This is a genomic window from Streptomyces sp. NPDC023838 (genome assembly GCF_040639555.1).
GTDB lineage: Bacteria > Actinomycetota > Actinomycetes > Streptomycetales > Streptomycetaceae > Streptomyces.
The window spans coordinates 184123-207987 of sequence record NZ_JBFAAD010000009.1; the positions used below are offsets into that span (position 1 = coordinate 184123).

Here is a 23865-nt window from a genome sequence, read left to right on the forward strand (position 1 = left end):
TCAGGCGGCTGACCGGCACGTGAAAAGGTGCCCGGACCCCCACAAGGGGTCCGGGCACCGCTCGTTCTCACGCCCTCCTACGGCAGGGTCACCAAGGGGAGCTGGTCGGGACGGGGGCCGCCGCGAACGCACGGCCCTCGATGACCGAGCCGTCCTGCCTCCTGGTGTCGACGAGCACCCGGTCGGTGCCCGCCCGCCGCAGCAGTCCGGCCACGTACTCCCCGTCCCCGCCCCAGACGTAGACGAAGGCGGGGGTCTCGAAGTACGTACGGTTCGCGTCGTCCATCCCCGGCAGGTGGAGGGACTCGCCAACGGCGACCCTCACCCCGGCGGGCACGGCGCCGGCCGCCGCGACATAGGCGTCCTTGACCGCGTCCTCGACGACCAGCACATAGTCGGCCGTCGCCTCGTCCGACAGAGCACGCGTGACGGCGCGGGTGTACTCATCGGCGATCTCCCGGGAGAGCTGCGCCATCGGCGCGTACTCCCCCTCGTCCCCGAGCCGGGCGGCACGGAGCCACAGCTTCTCCTCGCGCGTGCGGAACCAGTCGGGCTCCGGGGTCGGGATCCTGCTCTGCCTCAGCTGCCAGTCGACATGTCCGGCATAGCGGTCGATCTCCTCCCGAAGCCGTACGAGGAACGCGCCTCCTGGATTCCCGCCGAGCCCCCAGGCGCAGTGACTCAGGATCGCCGCCGCCTGGTACGGGTAGTACGCCTCACCCGTCGGGGTCTCGTCCACGGTGTCGAGCGCCTCGTCGACCAGGCTCTCCAGCCTGGCTACGTCCCGGGGGGACGGAGGGGTGGTCGCCCACCCCTCCGCCGCCCCGACGGCCGGGCGGTACCCGGCGGGCACCGCCTCATTCCACCAGGTGGAGACGGACAACAGGGCGAGTGGGGCGAACCGGGCGACGGCCAGCCTGGCCACCTGGTCGGATTCGCCGTCACTCAGCGAGTTGAGAACCTCAGCCACACCCACAGTCACTCCTGAACGAGAACCCACGATGTCCGAATGGATACCGCTGTCGGACGGCTCCGTCCAGCATGAACACCACTCGCTGCCGCCAGGATGTGGGACCACCCAGATGTCCACCGGCGTCACGGATCGCGTTCTCGCAGAACGGGCAGACATTGCGGCTCACACCGCCGTCCACCTTAGTCCAGCCGTTCTTGTCGATGTGTTCCATGGCGTTGGTCTCGGCATGGAGGGCCGGGTTGTTGTCGGCCGCGACCTCGCCGTCGCGCAGCATGTTCTTCTGCGCCGCCGACAGACCGTCGCCGTTGGCGGCGACCACGTCCACGAGGTCGGGCTTGTCCGCCGTGCCGCGGTTCGCCCGGACGATCGCGACCGTGCCGTTCTTGGCCGCTCGCTTGCCCGCCTTCGTACCGTCGTCGAGAGCCTTGTTGATCTCGATCGCGCGGTCGCGGAGCTCGGGGTTGCAGTTGTGGACGAGGAGCTCGGCGTCACCGGCGACCACGTAGTACGTGTGCAGTCCGTCGACCGTGAGGTCGTACGTGACCTGGTGGTCGCTGTAGCCGCGGGCCTCCGTGACCCTCGCGTCCTCGCCGTCGGCGGTCTGGACCCGGTCCCCCGCCTTGAGGTCCTGCGCCCGCGTCCACTCGCCGGTGGTCGCGTTGTAGATCTGGTGCAGGGCCGTGGTGTGGAGGGTCTTCGAGCCGCCCTTCGTCGCGATGGTCACCGCGACGAAGTCACGGTCGTGGGTGGTCACATGGAGCTCGGTGACGCGGTGCGCCTCCTGCCCCTTCTTGCCGGTCTTGCCGGGCTCGGCGGTCAGGACGTAGTCCCCGACCTTCACCTGGCTGATGGCCTTGGTGGCGCCACTGGCCAGGACCACGGAGGTGGCACCGGTGAAGCTGTGGCAGGCGCCCTTGCTCATCTTGCCCGCCGCGGCACCGAAGATGCCGCCGGTCGCCGCGCCGATCGCGGTGGCCTTGGCGACCCCGCTGACGCTGCAGCCCTCTTCACTCACCCCACAGGTCACGCCGTAGCTGGCGGCGCCTTCGGCCATTCCGCCGACCGCGCCCTGGATACCGCCCCGGATCGCGTTGCTGGCGATGCCGCCGAGCAGCCGGCTGGCCGCGCCGGACGCGAGACCGCCCGCCGCACCGCCGATGACGCCGGTGACCGCGCCGATCGCGACGGCTCCGAGGAACCCGTTCAGGGTCTTGGGCCCGTCGCTCATGGCATAGCCGACGGCGTTGGCCGCCGCGCCGGCGAGTGCGGCGCATCCGAGTGCTCCGGCGCCCGCTGTCAGTGCCGTGCATCCGGCGAACACCGCGACGCCCGTGGCCACCGAGGCGATCGTCGAGGCGTGTTGCTTGACGAAGTTGGCTGTGGCCTTGGCCGCCTTCTTGACCGCTCTGCCGACCTTCTTGGCCGCCTTCACGACCTTGTGGGCGACGTGCTTGACGGCCTTGGCCACCGCCTTGGCGGCCCGCTTGACGGTCCGGACGACCTTGTGCACGTACTTCTTGACGCGCTTGTACGTCCGTTTGACGAATCTCTTGACCTTCTTGACGGCGTCATGGACGTAGTGCACGGCCTTGCGGATCGCGTGCTTGACCTTGTGGACCGCCTTCTTGACGGCCTTCTTGATCTTCTTGGCAGCCTTCTTGACGGCCTTCGCGACGTGCTTGACGGCGCTCTTGGTCTTGTGCCAAGCGGACTTGGCGGCGTGCTTGACCTTCTTCTTGAACTTCTTCCAGGCGCCGCCGAAGCTCCAGTGACCGGTGGGGTCGGTCATGGTCATCGGGTTGGCGTCGCCATAGGCGAACTTGTTGGCGCCGACCGAGTCCGGCAGCGGATCCATGTCCACCGTGTCGCGGCTGTTGAACTGACCGGTCTGCGGTGAGTACCAACGGGCCGCCATGTTGACCTTGGCGGTCTCCGGGTCGGTCCAGCCGGACTGGTAGCCCAGCCGGCCGAGCATGGTCGCGCTCTGCAGGACCTCACCGAAGGGCGAGTACGTCGTCGAGCCGGACAGCGCCTCGCCACCCGCCGTGAACTGCGCGATGACATCGGTGTGCAGATCCGTCATCGCCAGCGCCGACTGCGTACCGCTCTTGATGCCGAGCAGAGAGCCGTCGGCGTCACGGCTGTACGTGGACGAGCCGTCCGAGGCGACGTCGTTGCCCGCGCCGCTGTACTGGAAGCTGAACACCGGCCCCGTTCCGGGGTCGCTGGCGGCCAGCACCCGGTCCAGACCGTCGTAGGTGTAGGTGCGGTCCCCTTCGCTGATCACCCGGTTGAAGGCGTCCGCCTTGACGTCGGTCTGGGTGCCTCCCTCGTTCGTGGTGGTGGTCATCGTGCCGCGGGGCGAGTACGTGTACGTGTTGTGCCCGTCGGAGGTGAGCTCGTTGCGGGCGTCGTACGTGTAGGTGTCACCGCCCACGCGCGTCCGGTTGCCGGAGGCGTCGTAGCCGTAGCTCTCCGTCGTCGTCCCGTTGTTCCAGGACGACAGGCGGTTGGCCCAGTCGTAGGTGTACGTGTTGGCGGACGCGCCCGCGACACCCGTCGTCGTCTTCGACGTCTCGTTGCCGTTCTCGTCGTACCCGTAGTTCACCGAGGCCAGCGTCTTGCCGGTCGGGGAGGTCAGGGTGTCCGACTTGAGCTGCTCCAGGGCGTCGTAGCCGAAGGCGCGCTTGGCCTTGCCCGTGCCGTAGTCGACGGACTTGACGTTGCTGTTCACGTCGTAGCCGTAGGTCAGGGTCGAGCCCGTGACCGCGTCGTTGACCGTGGACAGGCGTCCCGCGGTGTCATAGCCGTACGTGGAGGTACCCGACGCGTCGGTGCGCGAGGTGAGTCCGCCGTCGGCGTTGTAGGCGAAGGACGAGCTGCCGGACGGGCCTGTCGTCGACAGCAGCTGGCCGCGGTCGTCGTACCCGAAGGTGTCCTTGCCGGTGTCCGAGTCCGTCCCGGTCACCGCCACCAGCCGGTCGTCCGCGTCATAGCTGTAGCTGTGATCGACGGTCGCGGCCTCGGCCCCGGTGCCGGTCTGCCGGGTGAGCCGGTTCTTCTGGTCGTACTCGTTGCTGACGACCACGCCACCCGGCGAACGCTGCTCCTTCACCCGGCCGTTGGCGTCGTACACCGTGGTGAAGGTGCGCTCCGCCGCCGACGGGTGGGCCGGCGTCGACGGCTCGATCTGCGATTCCGGCAGCCCCCAGGAGTTGTAGGTCTTGATGAACGCGTTGTTGCGGCCGTCGGTGAACCGGGTCGCGTTGCCCGCGACGTCGTACCCGAAGGACGTGGTGATGGACTCGGTCGCGGAGACCGGCTGTACCGCCTGGGTGACCAGACCCGTGGGGTCCACCGTGAAGCTGGTGGTGTGCCCGCGGAAGTCCGTCGTCGTGAGCGGGTTGCCCATCCGGTCGTAGGTGGAGCTGGTCGTACGCAGCACCTTGCCGGTGGCGTCCAGGTCGCTGATCGAGGTCAGGCGGCCGAACCCGTCGTAGGTGTTCTTGGTGCTCGTCTGGTCCGGATCGGTGGAGGTGAGGATCTCACCGTCCATGTCGTACGTGAACCGGGTGGTGTTCCCCGCCCCGTCGGTGACGGACGTGGTCTCCCCCAGCGCGTTGTACCCGTAAGACTCACTCACCCCCGCCGGGCTCACCGTCTTCGACAGCTGCTGCCCCGGCGCGTCGTAGTAGTTGATCGCCGTGAACGCCCGCTGGGTCGGCTGGCGGACGATGTCCGTGTTGGTCAGCTCGCGGCCCAGGTAGTCGAAGGTCGACTCCTGGCGGGCGCCGTTGGGGCGGGTCGCCGAGAGCTGGTCGCCGTTGGTGTCGTAGGTGTACCTGGTGGTGTCGCCGCCCGGCTCCGTCACCGAGGCGAGGTCGCCGAGCTGGGTGTACGTGTAGGACGTGCGGTTGCCCAGCGGGTCGACCTCCGCGGAGACCTGGCCGAGGTGGTTGTACTCGTTCCAGGACACCGCCTTGATCGGCGTCGAGGCACCCGGCGGGGTGTAGTCGGGAAGCGTCGTGGACGCCTCCTGGCCCTCCCCGTCGTAGGCCGTGACCGTGACGTTGCCGAGCGGGTCCGAGGACTCCGTCTGCTCGCCGAACGTGTTGTAGCCGGTCAGCGAGACCGGACGCACCGAGGCGGGCGTGCCGCCGTTCTGCTCGGCGTTGACCGCCGGCTCGGTGACGCTGGTCTGCTGGCCCGACTCGTCGTAGCCGTAGTCGGTGGTCGCGCCGTTGGCGTCGGTCATCGAGACCGGCATACCGCGCTGGTCCAGCTTCCAGCTGGTGGTGCGCACCGAGCTGCCGGCCGCCGGGAGCGTCTTGCCGTACACGCCGGAGACCTGCGTCGCGGTGAGCGCCTCGCCGTACACCTGGACGTCCGCGAGGGAGCCCTTGTGGTACTCGCCCTGCGTACCGCCCGACATGCGGCGGCCGATCTGGAGCGGGCCGGTGGCCTCCCAGGAGCCGCTGTACGGGGTGGTCGCCTTGAGCGCGCCGTTGACGTAGAGACGGATCTCGCCCGCCGTCGCGTCGTAGACACCCGTCAGATGCGTCCAGGTGTTGGCCGTCACCGCCGCCGTGCCGGAGGTGGCACGGGCCAGCGTCGGGCTCGCCACGTCGCCGGAGGTGCGGTTGAACGACCAGCCGTACGCCGTCGAGTAGTACAGCTGGAAGCCGTGGTCGGCCGTGCCGTCCTGCGAGACGAACGTGTGGTTGGCGGTGGTGTCGGCCAGCTTCACCCAGGTCGAGACGGAGAAGCTGCCGTTGGTGTTGACGGCCGGGCCGGTGCCCTGGCCGTACGCGTTGGCCGTGCCGTCGAAGACGGCGCTGCCGCCCTGCTCGGTGGAGCGGGTCACGCCACTGCCGAAGGTGACCTTGTTGTTGCCGCCCGAGGAGTCGGCGGCGAGCGTGCCGCTGGTCTCGTTCAGCTTCCAGCGGCCGACCGGAGCGGTCGTGCCGTCGTGGACGGTGTTGCCGGTGACGTTGCCGAGCGCGTCGTAGCGCGTGTCGGTGGTGCTGGTGTCGCCGGTCGGGTCGTAGTCCGTCTCGGACACGACGTTGTCGTCGGGGTCGTAGGAGACCTTGTTGGTCCGGGCGAGCCCGCCCGGGTCCATCGTCGTCGACGTCGTACGGTCGGCCGCGTCCACCGTGAAGGAGGTGGTCGTGGTGCCGTCGTTGGTGACCTGCTTGACCAGGTTCCCGGCCGCGTCATAGGTGTTCGCCTGCTCGGTGAACGCCTTGTTGTTCTGCGGGTCCTTGCGGACAACTGTCGCGGACAGGCCGTCGTCGGTGTAGGTGTACTCGGTCACCCAGCCCATCGCGTCGGTGATCGACGCGAGGCGCCCGGCCGGGTCGTACGCCCGCGACTCCTGCACCAGCTTCGTCGGGGCGGACGGGCTGTTCGGGTCGCCGGTGTAGTTCAGCAGACTCGTGGTGAGCGGGCGCCCCTCGGCGTCGAAGGTGTACTCGTTGACGTTCCCGACCGGGTCCGTCTCCTTGACCTTGTTGCCGTAGACGTCGTACTCGAACGCCGTGACGTCGCCGCCCGGGTCCGTCCGGGTCGCGACCCGGTTGTACGCGTCGTACGTCATCGAGGTGACCCGGGCCGCGTCGCCGCCGGTGGCGTCCGCGACCGTCTGGGACTGGACGTTGCCGTCCGGGTCGTAGACGGTCGTCGACTTCGCCTGGTGGACCGCGCCGGTGACCCGGTTGGTGACCTTGGGGCTGATCTCCGAGACGACCTGGTCGTCCTTGTCGTACGCCAGCGTGGTCGTCAGACCCGCCGGGTAGGAGTCGGAGATCTCGGTCTTGGTGAGCTGGCGGCCCAGGTTGTCGTACGTGTACTTCACCGAGGCGCCGTTGGCGTCGGTGATCTGCGCCAGGTCGCCGTTCTTGAAGTACGTGTACTTGGTGCTGCGGCCGCCCGGGGTGCGCACCTCGGCGACGAGTCCGGCCGGGGCGTAGTTGGTGCCGCCCTCGGCCGCGACGGTGGTCGCGGTGGTGTAGGTGGTGGTGGCGGTCCTTCCGTTCGGCGAGCCCGGCACCGGCGGGGTGGTCACCGAAGTGACGTTTCCGCCCGTGTCATAGGTGTAGCTGGTGAGGTACGTGTTGTCCGTGGGCCCGGAGGAACGGCCGTCGCGCTCGGTGAGCACCAGGTCGTTGCGCGGGTCCATCGGCGGGAACAGCGTGGTCGCGTCCGGGTAGAACGTGTAGTACTCGGTCGCGCAGGTGTTGGCCGCGGTGTTCTGGCAGGTGGTCGTGGAGACCGTGTTGCCGCGCACGTCGTGGCCGGTCACCGACCGGTTGCCGTTGGCGTCCGTCACGGTGTGCAGGAAGCCGGACGTGTCGTAGCCGTAGGTGGTGCGCTGTCCGTTGGTGTCGGTCGCCGCGAGCAGGCGGTTGCCGAGCTCCGCGTCGTACACGTAGGTGAGCGTCTTGTCGGTCGGGTCGGTCAGCTTGACCGTGCGGACCGGGGCGGTGCCCGAGGACGCCTTGGCGGCCGAGTAGTGGCGGCCGACCTCGTCCGCGGTCAGCGGCTGTGCGTAGAAGGCGACTTCGGCGATCGAGCCGTCGAAGTAGCTGACGTCGGAGGGCGAGCTGATCCAGCCCTTGGTGAAGCCCGCGCCGATGAAGGTGCGGGTGGTCGTCTGGTCACCGGCGGCGCCGGTGTAGTCGGCCTGCTTCTCGCCGTCCAGGTAGAGCGTCTGGGTGGTGCCGGAGGCGGAGAGGACCGCGTGGTGCCAGGCGTTGTCGGTGACCGTCGACGTGGAGCCGAAGTCGGTCGTGCCGCTGCCGGTGGCGCTCCACCAGTGGCCGCGCAGCTTGCCGTCCGCGCCCACGTACATCAGCGGCGAGTAGGCAGCGCCCGCGCCCGCCGGGTCGTTGGGCACCCGGGCCTGGTCGGCGGCGATCACACCGGGCTTGGCGGTGCGGAACCACAGCTCGATCGCCCGGTTGCCGGAGCGGTGCAGCGGGGCGTAGGGCAGCTCGGCGAACGAGGCGGCGCCGTCGAAGTCGACCGCCGTGGCGTCGTCGGGCCCGAAGGGACCCTCCGCGCCCTGGGTGACCGCGTTGTACGTGCCGAAGCCGGTGTGCACCTCGTTGGCGGCCTGCGGCGCGCCCTGGGTGTCGCCGAGGCGCCAGTACCCGGAGGGGGCGGCGCCCATCACGGCCGAGCGGTAGACCTGCGAGGAGCCGGTCACGGTGGCCGGGTTCAGCTTCCAGGTGCCGCCGTCGCCGTCGACGGCCTGGGTGACCGTGTCGTCGGCGGTGGAGTAGGTGACGGCGCTCTGGACCTTGCCGTTCGGCGTGGTGATCTTGTTGAGCAGTCCGGCGGGGCGGGTCGCCGCCTGGTACTGGGCGGTGATCACGTCCTGGCTCAGCGGCTCGGAGTAGATCGCCGCCTCGGCGAGCTGGCCGCTGAAGTGGCCGAGCGGGTCGGCCGCGTTCATGTTCGGCCAGCCGTCGGTGTTCACACCGGCGCCAAGGGTGAGGTAGGGCTGCGCCCAGTCGTTGATGGTGCCGGACTTGGTGCCCTGCGAGACGCCGTCGAGGTAGAGCGACATGGTGGTGGCGGCGCCGGTGAGGACGGCCTGGTGCCACTTGTTGTCGTTGACGGCGGCGGCGGAGACGATCGTGGTGTTGCAGCCGGGCGACGAGGCGAAGCAGCCGTGCAGCTTGCCGTCGGTGCCGACGTAGACCGCCGGGGTGTTGTGGGTCGTGGTGCCCACCGGGTCGGGGTCGCTCAGCGGCTTGTCGCCGTAGTAGAAGAGGACGCCGCCCGCCTGGGAGGTCTTGAACCAGAGCGAGACGCTCGCGTACGAGGGGGTCGCGCCCGGGGCGCTGGGTATCTCCACGTAGCTGCTGGTGCCGTTGAACGACGCCGTGGGCTGGGTGGACCCGGCGAGCACGCTCGCGCCACCGGTGGTCACGTTGTGGTAGATGCCGTTGTACTTGCCCTGGTTGAGGTCGACCGCGTCCTTGGCGACGCTGTCACCGGCCGCCTCGCCGAGCCGCCAGTACGCGAACGGGTCCTCGTCCAGGACCGTGGTGCGGTAGTGGTTGCCGGTGGCGTACCCGTAGGTGATGCACTTGGACCAGTCGGCGGGCGGGCAGACCTTGCTGAGCTGGTCGCCGGTGTAGCTGTACTGCCAGGTCTGGGCGGTGGCGGAGTCGCCCGCGGTCGACGGGTCGGTGGCGACCGTCGCGACGTGCGCGGCGGTGGCGCCCGCGGGGGTCTGCCAGCTGAGGGTCAGCGAACGGTTGGACGTGGTGTTCGTGATCTTGGTCAGCTGGTTGCCGGTGTAGAGGAACGTTTCGCCACGGTTGGCGAAGTCCGTGATGGTCTTGAGCGCGTAGACGCCGGCCTTGGCCGTGGTCTGCGTGAAGCTGTAGGTGGTGAAGTCCTTGTCGACCAGCGTGTAGCCGCCGGTCACCGCCTGGAAGCGGGCGTACCGGCCCAGCGGCGGGACGAAGGTGCCGTCGCTGTTGCGGCCGAAGGCGACCTGCTCACCACCCGGGTAGGTGATCACCACGCTGGTGACCGCGCCGGAGCCGTCCTTGACCTCGGCGGCCTTCATGTCCGCGATGGTCGCCCAGCCCGCGCCGAACGCGCTGTCCTGGCGCGGGTCGAGGCTGTTGTAGGAGCGCTCGATGGAGAGCGAGGGCCCGGCGACCTCGACGTCCGCGTCGGTGTCGTCGGTGGTGTAGTTGCCGTCGCTGGGGTCGAACTCGTGGCCGTCGGTGTTCTGGGTGAGCCCCGAGGTCACCGGCGGCTGCGGCACGGCGGTGGTGAACCGGCTGTCGTACGACACCGAGTTGGTGCCGTCGCTGACGGTGGCGAACCAGAGGTAGTTCTTGCTCCACCGCAGCTTGCCGGCCGGGATCGCCCAGGCGCCCTTGGTCAGGGTGCCGGAGCTGACCACCGGGGTCTGGCTGGTGGAGTCGGCGTCGAAGACGTCGAAGGAGTACGACAGGGCGCTCGGGCCGTGGTCGGCGTCGGTCGCGTAGACCGTCAGCTCCGGGCGGAGCGTGTTGGCCTGGTGGTTCTCCGGCGGGTACTGGGCGTTGACCTGCGGGGCGACATTGGCCGTGTAGGTCAGGTCCAGCGCCGGGCGGAAGCCCGCGGTGGTGGAGTTGTCCGAGTGGAACTTCTTCCAGTGCAGCATGTCACTGGTGATCGCGGTCATCGCGAGGCCGTAGTTGGCCCCGCCGCCCGCGACCGTGTTGAACCAGCTGGTGTTGAGCGGGACGGGCATCTTCACGCCGACGCTCGTGGAGCTGGAGGAGTTGGAGCAGGACGCGCCGGGCGCCACCGTGGCCGAGCCGATCGCCGAGCCGTAGGCCGGGCCGGGGTAGCTCGTCACGCCGGACGGCGTCCAGGACTGGGTCACCGGGTGCACGTTGAACGGCTCGGCGGTGCAGGTCGAGGACCAGACCGCGTACACGTTCAGGGTCGCCGCGGTGACCTTCTGGCCGGCCAGCGTGGTGCCGAGCGAGGAGAACTGGAGGAACGAGTTCGCCTTGTTGGTACCCGAGTCGTACGACCCCACCTTGATCATGTTCTCGGTGGAGTGGTCCCCGCCGATGGTGTTCTGGGCGTACGTCGAGTTGCTGGCCGTCACCGTCGGGTCGACGGTCACCGGGAAGACGCGCTTCGGGTCGTCCAGCCAGGCCCGGTCCGCGGTCATCCGCAGCGCGGGGGCGCCGTCCACCGTGGTGAGCTCGTAGCTGACCGCGCGCGACTGGGCGGCGTCGCCCGAGCGCGGGTCGATCCTGGAGTCCTCCATGAAGGCGTGCGGAACGGTCGCGGTCACCTTGCCGTCGGCGTCGGTGAACACCACGTCGCCGTTCTGAGCGACCTTCGGGGTGAGCCCCTTGGTCTTCAGCGGGAAGAGCCAGGTGTTGGGCGCCGCCTTGGAGCGCAGGACGATCCGCTCCTTGAAGCCCTCGGTGAGCGGCGACAGCTTGAGGTCGGTGTCCCGGAGAACGTTGTCGTACGTGGCGGTGGAGTCGCCGTCGACCACCGGCTGGCTCTTGGCGGCGCCGTGCAGCCCGTACGACAGCGCGCGCCCGGAGCCGAAGTCGACCGAGGCGAGGTCGGGGGTGACCGCGTCGGGGGCGAAGGTGACGCCGAGCGAGTTGGCGTTCTCGACCAGCCGGCCGCCCTTCTCCTCGCGCAGCTTGGTGTCGATCGGCTTCCAGCTGCCGTCGGCGGCCTTGAAGTTGGAGCGGCCGGTGTAGTGGCGCACCGTCGTGGAACCGTCGGTGTTGGTGTAGAAGTCCGAGGTCGCCGTCGACTTCTTGGCGTCGCGCTTGCTGGTGCGCGCGTCGAAGCTCTTGGCGGTCCCGGCCGCCTTGCCGGTCTTCTTCAGCTCGGCCTTGTCCTCGGGTCTCTTGTACGCCCCGAGCTCACCCTTGCCCTTGCCGGGCTTGTGGCCGTTGCCGCCCTTGGCCCGGGTCTGCTTGGCGGCGGCGGTGTGGCTCTTGCCGCGCGCGGTGCCGCTCTGCTGGTCGGGGGTGTCGAGCGGGGACTTGTTGGCCCACTCCCACAGCCCCGACAGGGACCACTTCGGCATCGACAACCGGGGCAGCGTCGCCCCGGTGGCCTCCGCCGTCTCGGTGGTGAGCATGAAGGAGAAAGCCAACAGGACCAGGAGGGAGACCCTCCTGGCCCTGCGACGCCCCGGTGGACCGGGTGGGAACAACAGACGGGACGTTCGGGCCCATCGAGCACGCATTGAGGCAGCCTTTACTTACGCGTGGCTTACAGGAGACAAAGCCAGGCGATCGTGCCTCACGGTTTTACGGAGGTTGCCTCCACCCCATGATCCTTTGACATTTCTTTGCCATGTTCATGCGGTGCGGAACGACAAATTCCGGGCTATCCGGGTGTATTGACTCCCTGCTTGACCGCACGGGCGACATCGGCCCGCACTCCGTCACCCGGCTTCACGGCCGTCACATTGGCCGCCGAGGCCTCGCCGCCGACCACCACGAAACGGACCTTGGGGTGGCCCTTCGCCGCCGCCCCGGCCGCCGCCACCGGAGCCTTGCCGACCGCCACGACCACGTCGCAGGAGCGCTGGAGAAGGCTGTTGACGAACGGCGTGGCGTTGGCCGCGGTCTGCTCGCCCGTCACCGGCACGAAGTTGACCCGCGCGTGGGTGGCCTGCGAGGCGTCCTGCATCCCCGCCCACACCGGCGCGCCCTCGGTGCCCTCGGTGACGCCCTTGTCCCCGGTGAGCAGACAGGCGTCGACGTTCTTGTACTGCCGCGCCCGCGGATCCGGAGGCCCGGGCTTCTCGTCCCCGCCGAGCACCGAGACCAGCACCGCGGCCACGACCACGGCCGCCGCCACGCCCGCCGCGATCCAGATCCGCCGCCGGTGCGCCCGCGCCAGCGCGGTGAGCCGGGCGAACCGCACCCGGTAGCGCGCGTACCTGTCCTGCTTGTCCTGCTCCTCCCGGGCGGCCTTCGCCGCCTGGGCCTGACGTACCTGCTTGACCTGCTTCACGCCTTCTTGCCGTTCTCGTTCGGGGACTGCCGGGCCGTCGGCCACGCCTTCCAGGCGTGCACGGCCGCTCCGGCCGTCGACAGCCCGAGGAGCAGCACGTCGGCCGCGAACTTCATGCCGTGCGTGGTGTCCGGAGTGGTCGCCAGCTGGAGCACCCAGGACACCCACACCGCGCTGAAGACCGCGAAGGCGGCCCAGTCCGCGCTCCGGTGCCGCCGCAGGGCGATGACCAGCGACGGGACCGGGCACAGCAGCCCCAGGGTCGCGAAGGGCAGCAGCGCGAGGCCCGTGCGCGCCGCCCAGCTCCCATACGGACGTATGGGGCGAGCGGCGACATTCTCGACAGGGTTCACAATCGGACCTCGCAGTTCCGTACGGGGTGCATGGCAGCGGCCGACGTACGGTACAACCCCTCCGCCCTCAGCGCATCAGCACCCCCGCCCCCTCCCCCGTCGCCTCGGTGGGCAGCGCGACCAGGCCGAGATCGGCGCCGTCGGCCAGCAGCCGGTGGGCCGGCAGGACGCGGACCGTGTAGCCGTACGGGCCGGTGCGGTCCAGGGCGAGCGGGCCCTCGTACACCCAGCGGCCCTCCAGGTCCGGGCCGCCCGCGGGCTTCAGGGCGACCGTACGGGCCTCCGCGAGGGTGTCGGCGGCGTCCACCCGCCCCGCGACCGCCTGTACCTCCACGTCGTCCGGCTGGAGCCCGCCGAGCCCGGCCCGCACCCGCAGCACGAGCGTGGAGCCCAGCTCGGCGTGACCGTTCGGCGCGGTCGCGGCCACCGCCTCCACATGGTCGACGGCCACCCGCGGCCAGGCCGCCCGCACCCGGGCCTTCCAGTCCGCCAGCTCCCGGGCGGTGTCCGGCTCCAGCTCACGGTGGGCCCGCGCGGCGGGCGCGTACAGCCGCTCCACGTACTCGCGCACCATCCGCCCCGCCAGCACCTTGGGGCCGAGCGAGGAGAGGGTCTCGCGGACCATCTCGATCCAGCGGCCCGGCAGCCCGTCCGCGCCCCGGTCGTAGAAGCGCGGCGCCACCCGGTCCTCGATCAGGTCGTACAGCGCGTTCGCCTCCAGCTGGTCCCTGCGGTCCTCGTCGGTGGCAGCGCCGTCGGCGGTCGGGATGGCCCAGCCGAAGTCCGGCTCGAACCACTCGTCCCACCAGCCGTCCAGGACCGAGAGGTTCAGACAGCCGTTGAGCGCGGCCTTCATCCCACTGGTCCCGCACGCCTCCAGCGGCCGCAGCGGGTTGTTCAGCCACACGTCGCAGCCCGGGTAGAGCTTCTTGGCCATCGCCATCCCGTAGTCGGGCAGGAAGACGATGCGGTGCCGCACCCGGGGGTCGTCGGCGAACCTCACCAGCTCCTGGACGAGGCGCTTGCCGCTGTCGTCGGCGGGGTGCGCCTTGCCCGCCACCACAATCTGCACCGGCCGGGTCGGATGGAGCAGCAGCTCCATCAGCCGGTCCCGGTCGCGCAGCATCAGGGTCAGCCGCTTGTACGAGGGGACGCGGCGGGCGAAGCCGATGGTGAGGACGTCGGGGTCGAGCACCCCGTCCACCCAGCCGAGCTCGGCGGTGCCGGCCCCGCGGGTGCGCCAGGACGCGTACAGCCGCTCGCGCACTTCGAGGACCAGCTGCTCGCGCAGCTCGCGCCTGAGCTCCCAGATCTCCGCGTCCGGGATGTCGGCGACCGCGTCCCAGCGCGGCGAGCCGCCCACGGTCAGCGCGTCCTCGGCGCGCCCGGCCCCCATCTGCCGGGCGCCGAGCCGGTACACCTCGGGCGCCACCCAGGTCGGCGCGTGCACCCCGTTGGTGACGGAGGTGATGGGCACCTCCGAGGGGTCGAACCCGGGCCACAGGCCCGCGAACATCTGCCGGCTGACCTCGCCGTGCAGGGTGGAGACGCCGTTGGCGCGCTGGGCCAGGCGCAGCCCCATCACGGCCATGTTGAAGAGGTTGGGCTCGCCGCCGGGGTAGGTCTCCATGCCGAGCTGGAGGATCTTGGAGACGTCGACGCCGGGCAGTTCGCCCAAGTCGCCGAGGTGGTGGGCGACCAGCTCGCGGTCGAAGCGGTCGATCCCGGCGGGGACCGGGGTGTGGGTGGTGAAGACGGTCCCGGCCCGCACCGACTCCAGGGCCGCGTCGAATTCCAGCCCCTCACCGGCCAGTTCGCGGATCCGCTCCAGACCCAGGAAGCCCGCGTGACCCTCGTTGGTGTGGAAGACCTCGGGTGCGGGGTGCCCGGTGATCCGGCAGTACGCGCGCACCGCCCGCACCCCGCCGATGCCGAGCAGCATCTCCTGGAGCAGCCGGTGCTCGCTGCCGCCCCCGTAGAGCCGGTCGGTGACCTCGCGTTCGCCCGGGCCGTTCTCCTCCACGTCCGAGTCGAGCATCAGCAGCGGGACCCGGCCGACCCGGGCGATCCAGACCACCGCGTGCAGCGCGCGGCCGCCGGGCAGGTGAAGCGAGACGCGGGCGGGCTCGCCGTCGGCCTCCCGCAGCAGCGCGAGGGGCAGCTCGTTGGGGTCGAGCACGGGATAGTGCTCCTGCTGCCAGCCGTCGCGCGAGAGCGACTGGCGGAAGTAGCCGTGCCGGTAGAGGAGCCCGACGCCGATCAGCGGCACGCCGAGGTCGCTGGCGGATTTGAGGTGGTCGCCGGCGAGGATGCCGAGCCCGCCCGAGTACTGCGGCAGGGCGGCGGTGATCCCGAACTCCGGGGAGAAGTAGGCGATCGCGCGCGGCAGCCCCTCGGACTGCTCCTGGTACCACCGCCGCCCGCCCAGATAGTCGGCGAGGTCGTCGGCGCAGGCGGTCAGGGCGCGGACGAAGCGGCGGTCCTCGGCCAGCGCGGCGAGCCGGGCGGCGGAGACCGACCCCAGCAGGCGTACGGGATCCTCTCCGGCCTCCCGCCATCCCTCGGGGTCGACGGACTGGAAGAGTTCGCGGGTCTCCGGATGCCAGGACCAGCGCAGATTGCGGGCCAGCTCGCTCAGCGGCCGCAGGGGCTCGGGGAGGACGGGTCGGACGGTGAATCGACGGATTGCCTTCACGAGTTCCACCTTCGCAGGGGATGTACGCAACAGGTTGGACGTACGGCTCTGTTCGACTGTCCTTCACCCTCGAAGGTAGTGGGCGGCCGCCCCGCACTACCACGGCGCACGGGAGCGACCGCCCCCGGCGCGCGCGGCCACCGGGGTTCGGCACCGATCCCCTCGCGCCGGGTGTGGGCACCCGCCCGGCGTGGAACACGGAGGTCATGGCGTACCGGACCCGGTCGGGCACGCCGATGGCGGGCCCGCACGGGCCGCCACCGGGCGGATCGGCCGCGCCGGGCCCGGCGCGCCCGGCCGTCCGCCGCGGACGGGCGGCGATCCGGGCGCCAACTGAACTTGTGGGTAGGCAAATTCTGGTGCGGTCCCGCCGAAAGACGGGGCCGTTTCCTTGTCCTATCCGTTACGCGCAGGTAGTTAACAAACCACCGGAATGCCCACTCGGAGCCTGTGGAAGGCTCCACCGGTAGGACGCCGTCTGTGCAACCGCTAACCGCCACCCGAGTGAACGCGGACAGGAGCGGCCATGCCCGCAGCCCGCCAAACGTCAACGGAGCAGTTACAAAGAGCAGACCCCGCCACGCCCCGCACCCACCAGCCACCAGGTGAGCCCGTGAATCTGCCCATCGGCCGTATCCCCGTCCTGGACGTCCGCCCCGCCGTCGACTGCGGCAGAAGGCCGGCGAAGGCGGTGGCGGGTGAGACCTTCCTGGTCACCGCCACCGTCTTCCGCGAAGGCCATGACGCGGTCGCCGCCAATGTGGTCCTGCGCGACCCGCGCGGGCGGCCCGGCCCCTGGACCCCGATGCGCGAGCTGGCGCCCGGCAGCGACCGCTGGGGCGCCGAGGTCACTCCGGCGGCCGAAGGGCACTGGTCGTATACGGTCGAGGCGTGGGGCGACCCGGTGGCCACCTGGCGGCGGCACGCCTCGATCAAGATCCCGGCGGGCCAGGACACCGAGCTGGTCCTCACCGAGGGCGCCGCGCTGTACGAGCGGGCCGCGCGCGGGGTGCCGAAGACCAAGGGGCGCGAGGCGGTGCTCGCCGCGGTGGACGCCCTGCGCGACGGCTCCCGCCCGGCCGCCGCCCGGCTCGCCGCGGCCCTGACCCCGCAGGCGGACGCGGCCCTCGCCCGGTACCCGCTGCGCGAACTGGTCAGCACCAGCGAGCCGTTGCCGCTGCTCGTCGAGCGCGAACGGGCGCTCGTCGGATCCTGGTACGAGCTGTTCCCGCGCTCCGAGGGCGCGGTCGTCAAGGCCGGGAAGCCGATCGCGAGCGGCACCTTCCGGACCGCCGCCGAGCGGCTGCCCGCGGTCGCCGCGATGGGCTTCGACGTGGTCTATCTGCCGCCCGTGCACCCCATCGGCACCACCTTCCGCAAGGGCCCCAACAACAGCCTGTCGGCCGCGCCCGGTGACGTGGGCGTGCCCTGGGCGATCGGCTCGCCGGACGGCGGGCACGACGCGATCCACCCCGACCTCGGCACCCTCGACGACTTCGACCACTTCGTGCGCACGGCCCAGGACCTGCGCATGGAGGTCGCCCTCGACTTCGCGCTCCAGTGCTCGCCGGACCACCCGTGGGTGGACAAGCACCCCGAGTGGTTCCACCACAGGGCCGACGGCACCATCGCGTACGCCGAGAACCCGCCCAAGAAGTACCAGGACATCTATCCCATCGCCTTCGACCGGGACATGCCGGGCCTGGTCGCCGAGACCGTGCGGATCCTGCGGTTCTGGATGGACCACGGAGTGCGGATCTTCCGGGTCGACAACCCGCACACCAAGCCGGTGGTGTTCTGGGAGCAGGTGCTCGCCGAGGTCAACGGGAGCGACCCGGACGTGGTCTTCCTGGCCGAGGCGTTCACCCGGCCCGCGATGATGCACACGCTGGCCCGGATCGGCTTCCAGCAGTCGTACACGTACTTCACCTGGCGCAACACCAAGCAGGAGCTGACCGAGTACCTCACCGAGCTGACCGGCGAGTCGGCCGCCTACATGCGGCCCAACTTCTTCGTGAACACGCCGGACATCCTGCACGCCTACCTCCAACAGGGCGGACGGCCCGCCTTCGAGGTGCGCGCGGTGCTCGCCGCGACGCTCTCGCCGAGCTGGGGCGTGTACGCCGGCTACGAGCTGTGCGAGAACACGGCGCTGCACGACGGCAGCGAGGAGTACCTGAACTCGGAGAAGTACGAGCTGCGGCCCCGGGACTGGGAGGCGGCCGAGCGCGAGGGCCGTTCGCTGGCCCCGCTGCTGACCTCGCTGAACCGGATCCGCCGCCGCCACCCGGCGCTGCGGCAACTGCGCTCGCTGCGCTTCCACCACACCGACAACGACGCGGTGCTCGCGTACAGCAAGCGCTCGGGGTCGAACACCGTTCTGGTGGTCGCCAACCTCGACCCCCACCACACCCAGGAGGCCACGGTCTCGTTGGACATGCCGGAGCTCGGCCTCTCGTGGCACGAGTCCGTCCCGGTGCGCGACGAGCTCACCGGTGAGACCTACCACTGGGGCAGGGCCAACTACGTGCGTCTGGAGCCGGGCCGTGTGCCCGCGCACATCCTGGTCCTGCGACCGTCCCCGCCGATCGGAGGGTCACCCACACCATGATCGTCAACGAGCCCGTCCACGACACCTTCGAGGACACTCCCGCCAAGGACCGCGATCCCGAATGGTTCAAGCGGGCCGTCTTCTACGAGGTGCTCGTGCGGTCCTTCCAGGACAGCAACGGCGACGGCGTAGGGGATCTCAAGGGCATCACCGCCAAACTCGACTACCTGCAGTGGCTGGGGGTGGACTGCCTCTGGCTGCCGCCCTTCTTCAAGTCACCGCTGCGGGACGGCGGTTACGACGTCTCGGACTACACCGCGGTGCTCCCGGAGTTCGGCGACCTCGCCGACTTCGTGGAGTTCGTGGACGCCGCCCACCAGCGCGGCATGCGCGTGATCATCGACTTCGTGATGAACCACACCAGCGACCAGCACCCGTGGTTCCAGGAGTCGCGCAAGGACCCCGCGGGCCCGTACGGCGACTACTACGTCTGGGCCGACAACGACAAGCAGTTCCAGGACGCCCGGATCATCTTCGTCGACACCGAGACCTCCAACTGGACCTTCGACCCCGTCCGCAAGCAGTACTACTGGCACCGCTTCTTCTCCCACCAGCCCGACCTCAACTACGAGAACCCGGCCGTCCAGGACGAGATCCTGGCCGCGCTGCGGTTCTGGCTGGACCTGGGCATCGACGGCTTCCGCCTCGACGCCGTCCCGTACCTCTACCAGGAGGAGGGCACCAACTGCGAGAACCTGCCCGCGACCCACGACTTCCTCAAGCGGGTCCGGGCCGAGATCGACGCGAGCTACCCGGACACCGTGCTGCTCGCCGAGGCCAACCAGTGGCCGGAGGACGTCGTCGACTACTTCGGCGACTACGCGGCGGGCGGCGACGAGTGCCACATGGCGTTCCACTTCCCCGTGATGCCGCGCATCTTCATGGCCGTGCGCCGCGAGAGCCGCTACCCGGTCTCCGAGGTGCTCGCCAAGACCCCGGCCATCCCCAGGACCTGCCAGTGGGGCATCTTCCTGCGCAACCACGACGAGCTGACCCTCGAAATGGTCACGGACGAAGAGCGCGACTACATGTACGCGGAGTACGCCAAGGACCCCCGGATGCGCGCCAACATCGGCATCCGGCGCCGGCTCGCCTCCCTGCTGGACAACGACCGCAACCAGATCGAGCTGTTCACCGCCCTGCTGTTGTCCCTGCCCGGCTCGCCGATCCTCTACTACGGGGACGAGATCGGGATGGGCGACAACATCTGGCTGGGCGACCGGGACGCGGTGCGCACCCCCATGCAGTGGACGCCCGACCGCAACGCGGGCTTCTCGTCCTGTGATCCGGGACGGCTGTTCCTGCCCACGATCATGGACCCGGTCTACGGCTACCAGGTCACCAACGTGGAGGCCGCCATGGCCTCGCCGTCCTCGCTGCTGCACTGGACCCGGCGGATGATCGAGATCCGCAAGCAGAACCCGGCCTTCGGGCTCGGCTCGTACACCGAACTCCCGTCCTCCAACCCGGCGGTCCTGGCGTTCCTGCGGGAAGTACCCGCTTCTGGCGGAGAGGGCGACGACCTGGTGCTCTGCGTGAACAACTTCTCGCGTTTCGCCCAGCCCACCGAGCTCGATCTGCGGGCCTTCGCCGGACGCCATCCGGTGGAGCTGATCGGCGGGGTGCGCTTCCCGGCCATCGGCCAGTGGCCGTACTTGCTGACCCTGGCGGGTCATGGCTTCTACTGGTTCCGGCTGCGCAAGGACAGCATCGCGATCGGCTAGTTCCACCCCGCTGAGGGGCGCTTTCGGGCCGCCCCGGACGGGCCGGTTTCCTCCGGCCCGCCCGGGGCACTCTCCTCAGCGACGCTCCGGACCGCTCCCAGTGGCCTACCGGACGCTCCGCGCGCCGCCGGACAGCCAATGCCGCAATCCGGGACACTCTGCGCACATCCTTGTGAGCCCGGGGAAAGGACGCGCTGCCATGCCCAAGGCCGCACCCACCCTGACTCCTGTCGCGCTGCTGCCCTCGCTGGCGCCGCTGCTGCACGAATGGCTCCCCAGACAGCGCTGGTTCGCGGGCAAGGGCCGCCCGGTCACCGGCTTCTCGCTCGTCTCGGTCACCGAACTGCTCCCCGGCTGCCTCCACCTGCTCGTCCGGGCCGAGCAGCCCGGCTCCGCCTCCGAGCCCGGCCCCGGCGATGTCTACCAGCTGCTGCTCGGCGTGCGGAAGGTGCTGCCGCCGCCGCTCGCCCCCGCGCTCGTCGGCCACGCCACCGCCGGACCGCTGACCGGCCTCACCGTCTACGACGCGCTCCAGGACCCCCAGGTGGCCTCCCTGCTCCTGGAACGGCTGCGCACCCCGGGGCGGCTGGGACCGCTGCGCTTCGGCTGCGACGGCGCCATCCCGGTCCCGGCCGGACTCGCGCCCCGCCTCCTCGCCGCCGAGCAGTCCAACTCCTCGCTGGTGTACGGAGATACGTTCATCCTCAAGGTATTCCGCCGGATCCACTTCGGGGTCAACCCCGACCTGGAGCTTCCGCTGGTGCTGGCCCGGCACGGGTGCGCCCGGGTGCCCGCGCCCGCAGCCTGGATCCAGACGGACCTGCCCGAGAACGCCACGCTCGCCGTGCTCCAGCCCTATCTGCGCGGCTCGCAGGACGGCTGGCGGCTGGCGCTGCGCGCGCTCGCCGAGCGGCGCGACTTCACCCGGGAGGCGCACGCGCTGGGCCGGGCCACCGCCGAGGTGCACACCGCGCTCGCCGAGGCGCTGCCGGTGGTCACCCTCGGCCGCGCCCAGACCGAGCTGCTCGCGACCGCGATGCACGAGCGGCTGGAGGCGGCCGCGCAGGCGGTGCCGACGCTGCAGCCCCATGTGCCCGGGCTGCGGGCCGCGTTCGACGCGGTCACCCGGGTGGCCGCGGCCCGGCCCGCCCAGCGCGTCCACGGCGATCTGCACCTGGGCCAGACCCTGCGGACCGGCGGCGGCGACTGGGCGGTCATCGACTTCGAGGGCGAGCCCGCCCGGCCGCTGGCCGAGCGCCGCCGCCCGCAGCCGCCGGTCCGCGACGTCGCCGGGATGCTGCGCTCCTTCGACTACGCGGCCCGCACCCAGCGACCGTGGCGCCCCGAGTGGGCCGAGTCCTGCCGGGACGCGTACTGCACGGGTTACGCGGCGGCCGCCGGCACCGACCCGCGCGACGAGCCCGAGCTCCTGCGGGCGTACGAGACCGACAAGGCGGTGTACGAGGTGCTGTACGAGGCCCGCCACCGCCCCGACTGGCTCGCCGTCCCGATGGCGGCGGTCCGCCGACTGGCCCAGGACTGACCCCGACCCCGCACCACCCCCCGAGGAGGCCGTACCCGTGACCGCCCGCCCGCCCACCGGCGACCGACCGCAGAACCCCGATCCCTCGCGGCCCGCCCGCGCCGCCACGCCGTCGAAGCCGAAGCGCGCGTCGAAGCCGAAGCCCGAGCCGAAGGCGAAGCCCGAGTCGACGGCGAAGCGCGCGTCGAAGGCCAAGCCCGAGTCGAAGGCCAAGCCCGAGTCGAAGGCGAAGCCCGGCGGGAGTCAAGGCGTCCGGCCCGCGCGGCCGCTCGCCGCCGACGACCGCGCCCGGCTGCTCGCCGGGGCGCACCACGACCCGCACGCGCTGCTCGGCGCCCACTCCGTGCGCGGCGGCGTCGCCTTCCGGGTGCTGCGCCCGTACGCCCAGGGCGTGAGTGTCCTGGCCGACGGCCACCGCGCCGAGCTGCACGACGAGGGCGACGGCCTGTTCGGCGGGGTGCTGCCGCTGCGCGAGGTCCCCGAGTACTCGCTGCTGGTCACCTATGACGACAACGAGCTGAAGGCCGAGGACCCGTACCGCTTCCTGCCCGCGCTCGGCGAGCTCGATCTGCACCTGATCGGCGAGGGCCGCCACGAGGAGCTGTGGACGGCGCTGGGCGCCCGTCCGATGACCCACCAGGGCGTGCCCGGCACCCGGTTCACCCTCTGGGCACCCAACGCCCTCGGCGTCCGCGTCACCGGCGACTTCTGCTACTGGGACGGCACCGCGTTCCCGATGCGCTCGCTCGGCTCCACCGGTGTGTGGGAGCTGTTCCTGCCCGGCGTCGGCGAGGGCGCGCTCTACAAGTTCGAGATCACCCGCCCCGACGGCTCGCACACCCTGCGGGCCGACCCGATGGCTCGGCGCACCGAGGTCCCGCCCGCGACCGCGTCGATCGTGACCGACTCGCACCACGTGTGGCAGGACGACCTGTGGATGGCGGCGCGCGGCGACCGGCCGGTCCACGAGTCGCCCTTCTCGGTGTACGAGGTGCACCTGCCGTCCTGGCGGCCGCGGCTGACCTACCGCCAGCTCGCCGAGCAGCTCCCGGCGTACGTACGCGACCTGGGCTTCACCCACGTGGAGTTCCTGCCGGTCGCCGAGCACCCCTTCGGCGGCTCCTGGGGCTACCAGGTGACCGGCTTCTACGCGCCCACCGCCCGGATGGGCACCCCGGACGACTTCCGCTTCCTGGTGGACGCGCTGCACCGGGCCGGGATCGGGGTGATCGTCGACTGGGTGCCCGCGCACTTCCCGAAGGACGACTGGGCGCTGGCCCGCTTCGACGGGCGCACGCTCTACGAGCACGAGGACCCGTCCCGCTCCGAGCACCCCGACTGGGGCACCCTGGAGTTCGACTACGGCCGCAAGGAGGTCCGCAACTTCCTGGTGGCCAACGCCACGTACTGGTGCGAGGAGTTCCACGTCGACGGGCTGCGGGTGGACGCGGTCGCCTCGATGCTCTACCTGGACTACTCGCGCGAGGAGGGTGAGTGGTCGCCCAACGAGCACGGCGGCCGGGAGAACCTGGACGCGGTGGCCTTCCTCCAGGAGATGAACGCCACCGTCTACCGCCGCTGCCCGGGCGTGATCACCATCGCCGAGGAGTCCACGGCCTGGGACGGCGTGACGCGCGCGACCCACCACGTGGGCCCCGGCGGCTTCGGCGGGCTCGGCTTCGGCCTGAAGTGGAACATGGGCTGGATGCACGACTCGCTGGGCTACGTGTCCAAGGAGCCGGTCCACCGCAAGTACCACCACAACGAGATGACTTTCTCGATGGTGTACGCGTACAGCGAGAACTACGTCCTGCCGATCTCCCACGACGAGGTCGTGCACGGCAAGAGCTCGCTGGTCTCCAAGATGCCCGGCGACTGGTGGCAGCGGCGCGCCACCCACCGCGCCTATCTGGGCTTCATGTGGGCACACCCGGGCAAGCAACTCCTCTTTATGGGGCAGGAGTTCGCCCAGGGGGCGGAGTGGTCGGAGACGACCGGCCCCGACTGGTGGCTGCTCGACCCGTCGTACTCGGCGGAGCCGGACCACCGGGGCGTACGGGACCTGGTCCGCGACCTGAACACGGTCTACCGCGACGCCCCGCCGCTGTGGCAGCGCGACACCGACCCGGGCGGCTTCGCCTGGGTGGCGGGCGACGCGGCGGAGGACAACGTCTTCGCCTTCCTGCGCCACGACGCCTCCGGCAACCCGCTGCTCGCCGTCTCCCACTTCTCCCCGGTCGTCCGCCACGACTACCGGCTCGGTGTGCCCGACACCGCGTCCGCCTGGGCGGAGGTCCTCAACACGGACGCCGCGCGGTACGGCGGCGGCGACATCCGCAACGAGGACCCCCTCAAGCCGGACTCCACGCCGAGCCACGGCCGGCCGGTCAGCATCCAGCTGACGCTGCCGCCGCTGGCCACGGTGTGGCTGCGGCCGGTGTGA

At 70.7% G+C, this 23865-nt stretch carries 9 protein-coding genes; 4 read left to right on the forward strand and 5 right to left on the reverse strand.

All coding sequences use genetic code 11. The annotated features are described in order from the left end of the window. Nucleotides 1-88: 88 nt before the first annotated feature. The 5 genes from AB0G17_RS14625 to glgP all read right to left on the reverse strand — a co-directional run bounded on the left by AB0G17_RS14625 (nucleotide 89) and on the right by glgP (nucleotide 15544). The gene (locus tag AB0G17_RS14625) at nucleotides 89-970 is read right to left on the reverse strand and encodes a hypothetical protein (RefSeq protein WP_361381045.1); all 882 of its coding nucleotides are present in this window, start codon (nucleotides 968-970) and stop codon (nucleotides 89-91) included. Next, nucleotides 963-11627, reverse strand: coding sequence for a LamG-like jellyroll fold domain-containing protein (locus AB0G17_RS14630; RefSeq protein ID WP_361381048.1), 10665 nt, complete (start codon nucleotides 11625-11627; stop codon nucleotides 963-965). The genes AB0G17_RS14625 and AB0G17_RS14630 overlap by 8 nt, the downstream gene beginning before the upstream one ends. Before the next feature lie 236 nt (nucleotides 11628-11863). Next, nucleotides 11864-12496: a BMP family ABC transporter substrate-binding protein gene (locus tag AB0G17_RS14635; RefSeq protein WP_361381051.1), complete on the reverse strand. Its 633-nt coding sequence runs from the start codon at nucleotides 12494-12496 to the stop codon at nucleotides 11864-11866. Next, nucleotides 12493-12849: a hypothetical protein gene (locus tag AB0G17_RS14640; protein WP_361381054.1), complete on the reverse strand. Its 357-nt coding sequence runs from the start codon at nucleotides 12847-12849 to the stop codon at nucleotides 12493-12495. Before AB0G17_RS14640 ends, AB0G17_RS14635 begins: the two co-directional genes overlap by 4 nt. Before the next feature lie 67 nt (nucleotides 12850-12916). Next, nucleotides 12917-15544, reverse strand: coding sequence for an alpha-glucan family phosphorylase (gene glgP, locus AB0G17_RS14645; RefSeq protein WP_361381057.1), 2628 nt, complete (start codon nucleotides 15542-15544; stop codon nucleotides 12917-12919). 526 nt (nucleotides 15545-16070) lie between these two features. Between glgP and AB0G17_RS14650 the strand changes: the two genes are divergently transcribed. From AB0G17_RS14650 to glgB, 4 genes are all read left to right on the forward strand, one after another. After that, nucleotides 16071-18155, forward strand: coding sequence for an alpha-1,4-glucan--maltose-1-phosphate maltosyltransferase (locus AB0G17_RS14650; protein WP_361381060.1), 2085 nt, complete (start codon nucleotides 16071-16073; stop codon nucleotides 18153-18155). Next, the gene (gene treS / locus AB0G17_RS14655; protein WP_361381063.1) at nucleotides 18152-19879 is read left to right on the forward strand and encodes a maltose alpha-D-glucosyltransferase; all 1728 of its coding nucleotides are present in this window, start codon (nucleotides 18152-18154) and stop codon (nucleotides 19877-19879) included. Before AB0G17_RS14650 ends, treS begins: the two co-directional genes overlap by 4 nt. 199 nt (nucleotides 19880-20078) lie before the next feature. After that, nucleotides 20079-21422 carry a maltokinase gene (locus AB0G17_RS14660; protein ID WP_361381066.1) on the forward strand — a complete coding sequence of 448 codons (1344 nt, stop codon included), beginning with the start codon at nucleotides 20079-20081 and terminating at the stop codon, nucleotides 21420-21422. Nucleotides 21423-21459: 37 nt separating this feature from the next. Continuing rightward, entirely contained in the window at nucleotides 21460-23865 is a 2406-nt protein-coding gene (gene glgB, locus AB0G17_RS14665; protein ID WP_361381069.1) for a 1,4-alpha-glucan branching enzyme, read from the forward strand.

Bases quoted from the DNA above. Each gene is read 5' to 3' on its own strand.
- AB0G17_RS14650 (WP_361381060.1), top strand. From the start codon at position 16,071: ATGCCCGCAGCCCGCCAAACGTCAACGGAGCAGTTACAAAGAGCAGAC.
- AB0G17_RS14660 (WP_361381066.1), top strand. From the start codon at position 20,079: ATGCCCAAGGCCGCACCCACCCTGACTCCTGTCGCGCTGCTGCCCTCG.
- treS (WP_361381063.1), top strand. From the start codon at position 18,152: ATGATCGTCAACGAGCCCGTCCACGACACCTTCGAGGACACTCCCGCC.